The following is a 12,252-nucleotide window of genomic DNA, read 5'->3' as shown; positions in this document are numbered from 1 at the left end:
GCTACGGCCGCATGCCCAGCATCATTTGGCGGACCTCGTTTTCCAGTTCTAACAGGTCCGCTCCGAAGTGCTTTTGGAACATGCGAACACGATCGGCCTGAGACGGATCGTGCAGCGGCTTGATCTGCGAAAGCTCGTTCAGGTATGCGTCATACTTTTCGGGCATGCGCTTCTGCAGGAAGTAAGTCAGTGCCCAGGCCTGAGCGTAGCGATCCATCCGAGTCGCTGCTTTGCGAAGCGAATCATCATTCGTCAGCAGATCTGGCAAAAATGGCTGGCTGCTTTCTTTTGCTGCTTGCTGAAACTGCTGAAGCCGTGGGGCACTTACCTGGCCGATACCGCGCCATCCGCGACTACTCGACACGTCGGGTGTTTCAAAGTAAATCGCAAGACCTTCCGAGAACCAGAGGGGAACATCGGCCCATCGTTTTTGCAGGCCTGAGTTAAACGCAAGTTGGTGGGTCGCTTCGTGAACGATCGTCGCGAGACTCCACTGGAAGTCAGGGCGATTCATCAAGCGTTGAATATCGCGAATGCCCAGCGTACGACGAGCGTTTCCGGCGCCCCCCGTCAGATCAAACATCACCACGTAGTTGGTGTGCATGCTGTAGAAGCCAATGACACTTTTCGCTGCGGCTCCTAGTTCCGCTTCGCCATAGGCCGCAAATTGATCTTGGTTGTCAAACACCAAAGCGACCAGCGGTTGTTTGGGTTCGTGAAGTTGTACTCCTCGTTGCGACCAGTAGCTGGTAAACCCGCGATGAAGTCGCTCAAGCATGCCGCCAACCCATTGCGCGTAGGCACGCGACGTGTTGTACGCGACGATGTAGTGTGTGGTCTCGAAGACTTTTGAGCCTGGGGGCATCTCGGACAAAACGGTTTCGATCAACTGCTGCTTGGTCTGAAGTTCCAGCGGATCGCTCGTCTTCTTGCGTTCGACAATTTCATCCTGCTGAATCGGCCACATCTTGCCATCCGCGGTATGCAGGACAATTCCCGCCTCGTGAGTCGCAATCACGTCGCCCTTAAGATCGACTCGCTGGCCATCTCGTTCGAACGAGATTTCGTCTGCCGTCGCAAGTGTGGCGAATAGCAGCAGGAAAAGCAGGCTCAGCGAAATCTGGCGAGGCATAAGGGCTCCTTTTAGGGGAAGTCCAAGGCTTAAGAACACCAGCAGTATAGTGCGCTGTTACCAATCACGGCAGTGAATCGTGAAAATCGTTACGACTGCGCCAGTCGGCAAGCTTCTGAATCGTCAACGACAGGACGGCGACGACACCTAAATTCATCAGCAGAATGCCGGCCACGTTGTCTTCGCCGCCGAAGTGAAGGAGGCCGAAGATGCGTCGTGAAATGGTATCGATCCCTGCCGGTAGGACCATCACCGAGCGAGCGACATCGTTGGCGGCAAGGACAAACGCGATCAGTCCGCCGGACAAGATGAGGGGAAGATTGCCTGGGATGACAATCCGTATCCATGTTCGCCACCATGAACTGCCGTCGAGTTTGGCCATCTCGTACAGTTGCGGAGAAACGTTCATGGCATGCCAGTAGAAGAACGTAACCAACGGAATAGTGACGGTCAGAATTGCCAACGTGGGTGCGAAAATTGTGCGATCTATTAACGGAGCCAGCGATACCAGCCATGGGCGATTCACACCCCATGCAATTCCAATTCCAACCAAAGGACCGGGGATGGCAAACAATGCGGCGCAAAGCATCGCCACGCAAAAACCTCCGAGGCGACTTCGTCTCGCGATGTCGCTAAGTAGCAACGCAACCACAAGCGTTGCGATCGCCACCGTCGAGCTTAGGGCGAGAGTCCACAGTAGCTCTTCGCGATAGACCACCAAACTTCCCAGCGATAACTGAAAAACCTTGGGCAGCGACCACCCGCGTACAAACTGGCCGTCGACTTGATCTATGGTGATGCCGACTTTGTAAATAAGGCCAGCCATCGGAGGAAGAAATGCCATCCCGAAGAGTCCCCAGACCAACAGTGTCGCCGTGCCTCGCAGCGACCCAAGCGGCAGTCGTTGAAGACGTTGCGATTCGATCTCTGACGAGCGAGGACGAATGAACGTGGCAATCCATGCGGCGAGAAGAATCAAGCCGATCACCAGCAAGACGCCGGGGACGAAGGAAAGGGCTGTTTCCGAAGTTGATTGCCCCAAGGGGATGCCTGTGAATACGACCTCGGCGTAGGTACGCACATTGCAAACGCTGGCAATGCTCATTTCACCGAAGACGCTCACGACTATCCATGCTGCCGCGACGAGGACAATGTCCCAGTTGCCACGAAGTGTCACTTTGGCCAAGACCCATAGCGACGAAACATCGAGGCGGGCATCTTCTTCCAGCACAGAGGAGCTTCGTATGAATGCGAGACCGGTCAGCAGCGTTACCCAAGGAAATACGGCGAGACTATGCAGCCATAGCAAGCCAGTCCAGCCGTCGATCAGATTGGAAGAAGGATCGATAACGCTTGCGATTTCCCACCAGCCTTGTGGCCCGAATAGGTCTCGCCAGCCGGCAATATGGACGTAAATCGGGATGAACAGCCAGACAACCAGAAGAGAAGTCAGCCAGCGGTACCCAATGATATTCGTTCGAAAAAGTAGCAGCGCCGTAAGAACAGCCGGAGGTATGGTCAACAGCACGACAGCGGCGGCGTATAGAAGTGTGTCGCGCGTTAATTGAATGGAAAGCGGATCGCCCCAATAAATCATCGAGAACACGAGCCCGAGGGCTGTGAGGGCAGCGACGACTAGTGTCCAGCGTGAAAGACGGGGCGAGGTTTCTGGCGAAATCACAACTACCATAAAAAAAGAGACCAGGAAAATTCCTGGCCTCTAGTGTAGTTCGTTTGAATCGCGGAAACGATCCGTGGTTTAAACCAACTTGGTCTTACCAGGGACGGCGATCGGCGTAGGAATGGTGACTTCACCCCATTCGTAAGTCTTAGGAGTCAGGTCTTCCTTGCTGTTCCAAGCTTCGTCCCAGCTGATCTTCTTGCCGGTGTAAGTCGCCATGCGGCCCATGATGGCACACATGGTGCTCTTGGTCATGTAGTCGCCATTGTTGATGATGTTGCCGGAACGCATGCCGTCGTAAAGGGCTTTGTGTTCCAAGTCGTACATGTTGCCGCCAGGGCCGTCGTACTTCCAGTTGTTTTGACCTTCGATCGTGTGAGCGAGGATCTTTGCGTTCCCATTGGTGCCCATGATGAAGTCTTCGGTCTGGTTGAAACAGCCAGCCATTTGACGGGTGTAGTGGAACATCTTTTGGCCGCCAGCGTACTCGAACATCACTGCATGATGGTCGAAGATGTTGCCGTATTCTTCGTCAGTACGAACTTCGCGACCGCCCAGGCCATAGCAGCTAACAGGCGTTTGGTCGTCCATCACCCACTGGCCTTTGTCGATGCTGTGGATGGCTTGTTCCGCGATGTGATCGCCGGAGAGCCAAGTGAAGTAAAGCCAGTTGCGGATCTGGTATTCCATTTCCGACCAATCAGGCTTGTTGCCACGATGCCAGAGCGTTCCAGCAAGGTAATTTTCCTGCATCGAAACGACGTCGCCGATCATGCCTTCTTTGATCTTCTCGACCGTTGCGATCACGGCAGGATGATATCGCCAGCACAAACCGCTCACTATGCTGAGGTTCTTCTGCTTGGCCTTTTCGACCGTTTCCATCACTTTGCGACAGCCAGGTGCGTCGATGGCGACAGGCTTTTCGCAGAAGACGTGCTTGCCAGCGGCGATGGCGGCTTCCAAGTGAGCTGGACGGAAGTGAGGCGTTGTGCACAACAGCACGACGTCGACATCGGTTTCCATCACTTGCTTGTATGCGTCGAAACCGCTGAAGCAGTTTTCGTCGGTCACTGCGAAGCGGTCGCCTAGTTGGCGTCCCAAGATTCGCTTCGACGCTTCGACTTTGTCCGGGAAGATGTCGGCCAGGACGGTGATCTTGAGGTTTTCGTCCCCCTTGGTCGCATTCACGGCGGCACCGTTACCACGGCCACCACAACCGATCAAAGCTACTTTCAGCTCATCATTGCCAGCGGCATGAGCGGAACGAGCCATGGTCAAACTGCCAACAGCAGCGGCAGTACTCAGGGCAGCGGTACCCTTCAGGAAGGTGCGTCGCTCGACATTTTTCTGCGACGAAGGTTTGGTCGACTTCTCAGACATGGCTGATCCTTAACTAGCTAGTAGGTGGGATATAGCGGGATATGTGTTCATGCACATAGAGGAGGTGTGTGGCTCGATTGTAGCCAGAAGGGAACACCAATGCAACAAAACTTAACCACCTAGTGGGTAAGAAGAGTTTTGCATTTTCGCGGAGAAATTATCGCAACCAGCGAATTTCAAATAACTTGCGTCTAGCAATCAACTTACTGCTTAACGCATATCTTCCCGCTTGTGAATGCGGTCTCGTAATTTGGCAGCTTGTTCGTAGCGTTCGTTGGCCACCGCGTCTGCCAATTGCTCGTTGAGCGTCTGTCCAACGTCGAATTGTTCGCGAAGCGTTTCCCGCAATTCGATCAAACGGACGTGCAATTCGTCTGCCTCGAAGTCCTCGGTATCGACTTCCCCTTCGGCTTCATAGATAGCGCGAAGTTCTTCTACACCTTCGGTCAATTGCTCGATCGCATGTTCCGGGGTGTGCTTTTCCAGTTCGATCAGCGCTTTGGCTTGGATCCGATGGAACATCACAAACGGGCGAAAATGCTCGTGGCTATCGATCCATTCTTCATCGTCAGAATGATCGCGACAGACGTCCATCAGCTTCAGAGTGTGATCGGCGTCTCGGACCGCTTTGTCATATTCACGAAGAGCCAACCAGCAGATGCGGCGATGATAAAGTTGCACGAATTCCCGGTCGATCTCCACGCAATCATCTTCGGTAAGCTGGGCCGTGGGATCGGTCAGATATTGGTCCTGAAGGTATTCTAGGTAGGAATCGAAGTCGTAAGGCTTTTCCCCATCTGGTCTTCCGCTGATTTCCATCTGCAGCAGCCCCATCTCGATCCGCATCTGCAGAACGTCGCGACCGTCGGAAGCTTCGGTGATTCGGGCCGTAAGTTTCCCGGGCTCGAAGTTCCACGAGTTGAGGATGTGGTCGATGTTTTCGGAGTGATCAGAGGGTTCCATAGTTTCCTTGTCAGGAAAGGGCCAATTCAGGTTCCATACAGATTATAGACCTTCCCGGAATTCGGGAAAGGATGCGGTAATCTACGCGGAAACTGCCGAGAATTGCTCGATGGTCGGAAACGCTCTAATCGTTGCGGTAAGAAATGTTCTTTGATTTCCGGCGCTGGCTCTTGCGGTCGCTGTGCTGGCGTTTCTTCTCTTGCCCTTTGATCACGGAGCTACGCGACGGTTTCGTCGGAACGCGAACCTTCGGACGCTTTGCAGAAAGCGTGATCATGTGCTTCAGTTTGTCGAGACAGGCCTCTTGATTGCTTCGCTGCTCGCGGCTTTCCTCGCTGGTGATGACGAGCAGGCCTTCCTTGTTAATGCGAGCTCCCCAGTGCTTCTCGAAGCGGCTTTTAATTGCCGGCGAGATTGCTTCGGTTTGGCGGACGTCCCACTTGAGCGTCGCTTTCGTGTTGGTCTTGTTGACATGCTGTCCCCCCGGGCCGCTCGATCGCGAATAGGAAAACTGCAATTCGCTCCACGGAATTTGAATGGAAGGACTAATTACAAACGTCGACATGCGACTCACACGAATTGAAGGATACGAAGCCTGGTTTGGGCCGAACGACGGCGTTGGCTATACTGCCAGGATATGACGATTCTCCCCTGAGAACTACCCTCGTTCGCGTAAGGACCACCGCATGCTGGTTTGGGTTCGCTCCCTTCTTGCTACGTACCTCTTCCTTGTTGGAATGAATGCCCCTGCCCTGCTCTTCGCCGAAGAGTGGCCGACGTTCCTGGGGCCTCGCCATAACAGTACTTCCAGCGAAACCGGTCTGCAGGTTCCATGGCCCAAGGATGGTCCCAAAATACTCTGGCAGCGAAAACTGGGAACCGGCTACGGTATCGGCAGCATCGCGGATGGAAAGTTCTATCAATTCGACCGGCATGGCGATCAGAACCGGCTTGAGGTCCTGGCCGTCACCACCGGCGACAAAATCTGGCAGTACGAGTATCCCACGCAGTACGAAGACGCATTGGGCTACAACAATGGGCCACGCTGTAGCCCGGTGATCGATGACGATCGCGTCTATATCTATGGTGCCGAAGGGGAACTCCATTGCCTTAGCACCAAGGAGCGAAAACTGCTGTGGAAACGAAATCTATCTGCAGATTTCAATGTGGTGCCGAACTTCTTTGGTGTCGGAAGTACTCCGGTCATCTTCAAGGACAAACTGTTGGTCATGGTCGGTGGTAGTCCTGAGGAATTCAAAGGACTGGGACCGTACGACATTGGTCGCGTCGACGGAAACGGCAGTGGGATCGTGGCGCTCGACAAAAAAAGTGGCAAAACGATCTATCAAATCTCGGACGAACTGGCCAGTTACGCAAGCTTAACTCTCGCTGAAATCGACGGTCGACCATGGTGCTTCGCTTTTCTGCGTGGTGGACTGTTAGCTTTCGATCCACGCGACGGCAAAATCGATTTCCATTATCCGTGGCGAGCGAAAAAGCTGGAAAGCGTGAATGCCAGCACCCCGGTAGTGGTCGGCGACGAGGTCTTTATCTCCGAATGTTATTCCCTCGGCAGCACCTTGTTGAAGGTCAAGCCAGGCGGTTACGAAGTCGTTTGGAAAGACGAAGAACGCAGTCGCGACCACGCCATGGAAACGCACTGGAACACGGCCGTCTACGCGGATGGATTCCTTTACGGCAGCAGTGGCCGACACACGCATCAGGCCGAGCTGCGCTGCATCGATTGGAAGACCGGCGAAATCCAATGGGCCGAGTCTGGGCTCACGCGAAGCTCGTTACTGCTCGTCGAAGACTACCTGCTGTGCCTTAGCGAATACGGCATGCTGCGGTTGCTGAAGGCGAACCCGAAAGCCTATGAAGTGATCTCCGAAGTCGAATTGACCGACGACCGAGGCAATAAGCTGCTGAAGCCGCCGGCGTGGGCCGCCCCCATCCTCTCCGATGGACGGCTCTTCGTTCGAGGAGACGATCGACTGGTTTGTTTAGAGGTCATTCCCCCTGGCAATCAGTAAATCGCGTCGCACTAAACGGACTCGCTGTGCATTGTACCAGGGTGTCCAAGCGACATTTGTGAAACGCGATGAATGGCTATTTTTCCCGAGAGTTACGCCTCTGTGCGTTTGCGCGAATAGAGCGTGCGATTTGATCTGCCCTTATTTTCGAGCATTTCAGCGCGCAAACTTTCGAGGGAAACCGCTTTCAATGCTCTCGAAACCGTAAGAGTTCGCGCAAAAATGTTGTACGGTTGTACAATACTTCGTTAAAATTACGCTTGTCGGCCACGAAACGGTGCGAAGCGGAAATTAAGGGGGATAGTTTCGGCGTTCGCGGGGGAAGTCGCGCGGCTTTCTTTTTCAGATCGTACGGCTCAGGTCGCCGACTTCATCGCTTGCAGATAGTCCATGCTTCGCTGCAGCATCTCTTCGTACTCCAGCGGCTGCACGTCGCGTCCCATCAGCTCGATATCGAAGGGACCGTCGTAACCAAGTTGAGACAGCTTGGCGATCGTTGTGTCGAGCGACAGTTGGCCTTCGCCGAGCAAGCAGCGGTTCGGTTCTTCCTGCGGTTCGCAGCCACGATCGCCGACTTGCACCAATGCCAGGTATGGGACCAGCAAGTGCAGATTGTCGAGCACTTCGGCCTGATCGCCGAACTCGTACAGATCGAGCACCAATTTGAAGCAGGGAGAGTCGACCACGTCGATCAACTGCAGCGCGTCGGTCATGCGGCGAACGAGTGTCCAGTCGCTACCATACTTGTGACGAATGGGTTTGATGGCCAGTGTCACGCCGTGAGCTTCCGCGTAGGGAATCAGTTCATCGAGCGCGCCGGAGAAGAGCCGCTGAGCATGCTTGCTGATGTGTCCTCCGCGTGAACCGCTGTAGACAATCAAACAGCCTGCTTTGAGTTCCTGAGCGAGATCGACCGCATGCTTGGCATCGTTCAAGGCATCTTGGAAGTTGCGGCCGTCGCTGCCGGTGAATCCGCCGGCCCAACTGAGTGCGGATACTTCCAATCCCAATTCTTCCAGCAGGATGGCACCTTTCGCTTCGCCGTAGTCGTGAAGCTTATCACGCCAGACGTGAATGGCGGAAAGGCCCGCCTCGCGGTATCGGAAGCAATCTTGTTCAAACGACCAGCGAAGTGTGGTCATTTGGTTCATCGAGAACTTGGCCATCCGTGCGACACTCGTAAGAAAAGAAATCTGCCCAGGCAGGCCGCCCAGTTTCCGTCAGGGGCGGTGCCGAAGTGAAGCCAAGTATAGAAGTCGAAGATGTTTTGTAAACGGCTTGACGAACGAGTTTTCAATGTTCAGTTTTCAATGACAGCCATAGAAAAAACCGTTGCTTCGGTTTGCCGTGATAGCATCTGCTTCCCCAGAGGGATGGAGATAGCGGAACCAAAGAAACTGGGTAGGAATTAGATTCGTAGCGAGTTAGAACTCACAGGGACTTCCACCTTCTTTGCCAGCATGTTTCGCTCTATTAAACCGGCGCCATGCTCTCGTCTTCGTGAGCATGTCGAAGCAAAAAAAGACATGCCTACGCGGACGAAGGCATGGCACCCGGGCCCTGTTTTCATGTACCTAGGTGGACACACGAAGGCATGGCACCGGGGGAAGGTGGAGGAGGCGTGTCCGTGTTGAAGAGTTGGCCAAAATCCAACTCTTCACTGAAAACTGAACACCGAAAACTGAAAACTAAGCTACTCCAACTTCCAGGCATCGAGGTATTCGACCGATTTCAATTCCATGTTGAAATCTTTCTTCAGTCGATCGTGCATGTCTTCGAGGTGGCCGGCGCCATAGAAGACGGCGATGTTCTTTTTGCCATCTTTGATGCTCTTGCCCATCACGTCGAACGCTTTGGCGTTTCGCTGCGAAATGATTGTCGAGCCATTCTTCCCTTCGATCGCTCGCATTTGGTTGTCCATATCGGAAATTTGCGAGGCGAACACGCGGCGTAGTTTAATGGCCCGGTTGGCGGAGAAAAGTGCCATCATGATGGCAGCATCGCTCGAGCCACCTTTGGATTGCTGAACGAGTCCCTGCCCCATTGCTCGGGCAAACATGTGCAGTAAACCGTCGCCCCGTTCCTCCATGTCTTTGGCAAATTCTTCCGGCGACATGTCCGCATGCACGAAGTTTTCAGGCGAGTAGTCGACTTTCTCCAGTTGGAATTCCAGTTCGAGCATGTCCTTCATGCCGTTTTGGATACCACTGACAGCACTGCCGGAGCCTTTGTGTCCCTTGGGAATCCGGGTACCTTCCGGGGCGACCAATTCGTACATGACGGCGTCGTACGTTTTGAAACGCTTGTTGAGCTCTTGATAGTAAGAGTCTTCGCCAATGTGTACGGCACCGACTAAGTCGATTTTCAGATCGCCATCTTTCGACTCGTAGTGAGCAATGGCCGTTTGCAGAGCAACCGGTCGATCGTCGGCGTTGTTTTTAACGCGGACAAACTCTGGGGCGTCGCTCTCTGGCTTGGTTTCCGCTTGGGCGCCCGATGCTAGCAAGATCGAGAGGACAAGAGTCCAGAAACTGCGATCGAGCAGTGGACGAACGGTGTTGAGGAGGGGAAATCGTGACATAGGAATTCCTTCGGGATCGCTAGCAAGACTATCTCTTTATTCTACCCGCAATATACGCGGATCGTTTCCGGAAGGGAAAAAGAAATCGGCGAGGCAAGAAATCGGGGGTTAACAAGGCCAATTCGTGGGGAGTTTTACGGATTAGCCCGAATTTTCGGCAGAGTTTACCAAACTGGTTCAATTCCCACTCCAAGACGTACCGATACAAACGGCAACGCAGGAACTTTCGTCACCGTGAATGGTGGCGTCGTCCATACCATTACCGTGGAAGTCACAAGGTAGAAGTGGACCATGTTGAGCTATCGTAAAGCACTGTGGGGCCTGGTAATTGCAGCCAATTTGGCTGTCGCATCCAGCGTGCAAGCACAGTATGAAACTGAATTCCCAGGGGCTCTTCAGCCCTTTAGCGACGTCAATCTGGATAACTACGATTTCCAGTGGTTCGCTCCCCCGATTACCGAACAGTACGGCCAAGACACGATTGATCCGAACACCGGGATCTTCTTCGAGTATCACCGGTTGTTCATGAACGTTTCGCGTTCGGACGTCGCTCCTGGCCCGTGGGATGGCGATGCCACCTACGGTAACCGACTCGACTTCGGTTACATGACCGACGAAAACTACGGCTGGTTGATGAGCGGCTGGCGTCTGGATGGTCCGTCGTACGACGACGTGAACCGTGCCGACTTCAACAGCTTTGAAGTGAACCGCACCTGGCGTCTGCCCCAGTTCCACAAGGGATTCTGGATCGAGCCGATGGTCGGTCTGCGATTCGGCCAGTTCAACGACAAGACCGAAGAACTGATCTTCGTGCAGAATAACATGCTGCTCGGTCAGTTGGGCGGTCGCATCTTCTCGCAGCGTGGCCAGTGGACGCTGTACTCGACGGTGCGAGCCTTCGGCGGTCAGAACTGGATCTTCCGCGGCGACATCAGCGACTACACCAACGGCGTCGCTGGGGGTGAATTCAGCCTGGGTGCCGCTTACCACATCACCCGAGAAATCACCATCGACGTGGCTTGGCAGCACATGTACTTCGGTACCGGTATCGGCCGCGACCCATTCTTCGATGGCGACAACGACGACATGACGTTCTCTGGCGTGGCCTTCGGCTTCACCCTAAACCGTTAACCGTCAACGACTTCCACGAAACAAATGAAAGCCTCGCGAGTGATCGCGAGGCTTTTTTTGTGCGCTAAAAGCCTGGTAGAAATCGGTTGGAAATCGATTCCAAGGAAAAATCAGAAAAATAGATGGCGCGAATGTCAGGATGTGGGAATTGAAACGTTAAGAGTTCATAGCCCGGCCGAGGGCTTTGGTTCCACCATACCGCTGCGCAACGCGGCTGAGACCAAGTTGGTCGGCTGGATTTATTCTCTTGTCCTCAGTTTCATCCCCCTTCCTGCCGTAAGGTGACTCTATGAAGCCCCGCTCTAAGACTGGGTTCACCCTGGTCGAACTTCTGGTTGTGATTGCCATTATTGGTGTGTTGATTGCTTTGCTGCTGCCGGCCGTTCAACAGGCGCGCGAAGCGGCTCGTCGGATGCAGTGTAAGAACCATTTGAAGCAGTTTGGCATTGCCCTGCACAATTATCACGACGTCCATGGCTCGATGCCGTCCGGCGCGATGGCTCATGCCCGTGGTGGCTGGTCCTGGTCGACATTACTTTTGCCCTTCATCGAGCAAGGGAATATTCACGATCAGATCAATTTCAATCAGTCGCCAGACGACAGTAGTAATGCGAATGCGATTCGAAGCACGATTCCAATTGCATTGTGTCCCAGCGACTTGGCGCCAGAGATTAACGACGATCCATCCCTGGCCAATCAGGCCACGACGAGCTATCTCGCCACTGCTGGCTGCAATGTCTATATCCCCAGTGGATGTAACGGTGCTGACGAGGGAGCGTTCTTCCACAACAGCGAACGCAAGTTTCGCGACTTTACAGACGGTCTATCGAACTCTGCTGTCGTTGGGGAAGTTTTCTGGCGAATCGGAAGCTACTCAAGCGGTAACACGATTCGTAATACCCAGCATTACTACGGTGGTTTGATTACCGGTAAATGGTTTACGTTCGGCGATACATGCGGTACCGGCACAGGCACGGCCGACTCGGACTATCGACGTACGTATGCCGTGATGCGATCGGGAGCCGTACCGATCAACAATTACGATCCTTCCGGCGACACATGGTGGGACACTTCGCATCATGGCTTTGGAAGTCATCACCCAGGCGGTGCTCACTTTATGTTCGGTGATGGATCGACTCACTTCATCAGCGAGCATATCGAATTTTATTGGCCATCCCCGTACTACAATGCTCATCTTCCATCGGTCACTGATGGCATGAACCCTGGCACTTACACAGCGACTTACCACAAGCTTCTTAGCATCAACGATGGTAACGTCGTCAATCTTCCGTAGCTCTCTTGCTGCGAACGTTGTCACACTGAAGACCGCGCCGTAAACGTCGCGGTCTTG

The 12,252-nt window shown here is 53.8% G+C and carries 10 protein-coding genes; 3 read left to right on the top strand and 7 right to left on the bottom strand.

Annotated features, from left to right (window positions below; all coding sequences use genetic code 11):
• Position 1: 1 nt before the first annotated feature.
• From LA756_RS07870 to arfB, 5 genes are all read right to left on the bottom strand, one after another.
• Positions 2-1,132 carry a DUF1570 domain-containing protein gene (locus LA756_RS07870; RefSeq protein ID WP_224439321.1) on the bottom strand — a complete coding sequence of 377 codons (1,131 nt, stop codon included), beginning with the start codon at positions 1,130-1,132 and terminating at the stop codon, positions 2-4.
• A 64-nt stretch (positions 1,133-1,196) separates the two neighbouring features.
• Positions 1,197-2,822 (bottom strand): iron ABC transporter permease, encoded by a 1,626-nt coding sequence (locus LA756_RS07865; RefSeq protein WP_224439320.1) that lies wholly within the window; start codon positions 2,820-2,822, stop codon positions 1,197-1,199.
• 69 nt (positions 2,823-2,891) lie between these two features.
• A complete protein-coding gene (locus LA756_RS07860; RefSeq protein ID WP_224439319.1) occupies positions 2,892-4,193 on the bottom strand; it encodes a Gfo/Idh/MocA family oxidoreductase in 1,302 nt (433 codons plus the stop codon).
• 210 nt (positions 4,194-4,403) lie between these two features.
• A complete protein-coding gene (locus tag LA756_RS07855) occupies positions 4,404-5,156 on the bottom strand; it encodes a UvrB/UvrC motif-containing protein (RefSeq protein ID WP_224439318.1) in 753 nt (250 codons plus the stop codon).
• A gap of 124 nt (positions 5,157-5,280) precedes the next feature.
• The gene (gene arfB / locus LA756_RS07850) at positions 5,281-5,721 is read right to left on the bottom strand and encodes an alternative ribosome rescue aminoacyl-tRNA hydrolase ArfB (RefSeq protein WP_224439317.1); all 441 of its coding nucleotides are present in this window, start codon (positions 5,719-5,721) and stop codon (positions 5,281-5,283) included.
• A 121-nt stretch (positions 5,722-5,842) separates the two neighbouring features.
• On the opposite strand from arfB, the gene LA756_RS07845 reads away from it, so the two are divergent.
• Positions 5,843-7,189, top strand: a complete 1,347-nt coding sequence (locus LA756_RS07845; RefSeq protein ID WP_224439316.1) for a PQQ-binding-like beta-propeller repeat protein — start codon at positions 5,843-5,845, stop codon at positions 7,187-7,189.
• 356 nt (positions 7,190-7,545) lie between these two features.
• Here LA756_RS07845 and LA756_RS07840 read toward each other — a convergent pair whose 3' ends face one another.
• Both LA756_RS07840 and LA756_RS07835 read right to left on the bottom strand, forming a co-directional pair.
• Entirely contained in the window at positions 7,546-8,355 is an 810-nt protein-coding gene (locus LA756_RS07840) for a sugar phosphate isomerase/epimerase (protein ID WP_224439315.1), read from the bottom strand.
• 527 nt (positions 8,356-8,882) lie between these two features.
• Positions 8,883-9,770 carry a hypothetical protein gene (locus LA756_RS07835; RefSeq protein ID WP_224439314.1) on the bottom strand — a complete coding sequence of 296 codons (888 nt, stop codon included), beginning with the start codon at positions 9,768-9,770 and terminating at the stop codon, positions 8,883-8,885.
• A gap of 291 nt (positions 9,771-10,061) precedes the next feature.
• On the opposite strand from LA756_RS07835, the gene LA756_RS07830 reads away from it, so the two are divergent.
• Both LA756_RS07830 and LA756_RS07825 read left to right on the top strand, forming a co-directional pair.
• Positions 10,062-10,901 (top strand): hypothetical protein, encoded by an 840-nt coding sequence (locus tag LA756_RS07830; RefSeq protein ID WP_224439313.1) that lies wholly within the window; start codon positions 10,062-10,064, stop codon positions 10,899-10,901.
• Between the two features lie 289 nt (positions 10,902-11,190).
• Positions 11,191-12,195, top strand: a complete 1,005-nt coding sequence (locus tag LA756_RS07825; RefSeq protein WP_224439312.1) for a DUF1559 domain-containing protein — start codon at positions 11,191-11,193, stop codon at positions 12,193-12,195.
• The last annotated feature ends 57 nt before the right edge of the window (positions 12,196-12,252 follow it).

The organism is Bremerella sp. TYQ1 (assembly GCF_020150455.1).
In the GTDB taxonomy this organism is placed as follows: Bacteria; Planctomycetota; Planctomycetia; order Pirellulales; family Pirellulaceae; genus Bremerella; species Bremerella volcania_A.
The sequence above is the reverse complement of the archived record's forward strand: the minus strand, read 5'-3'. Positions and strand labels throughout refer to the sequence as shown.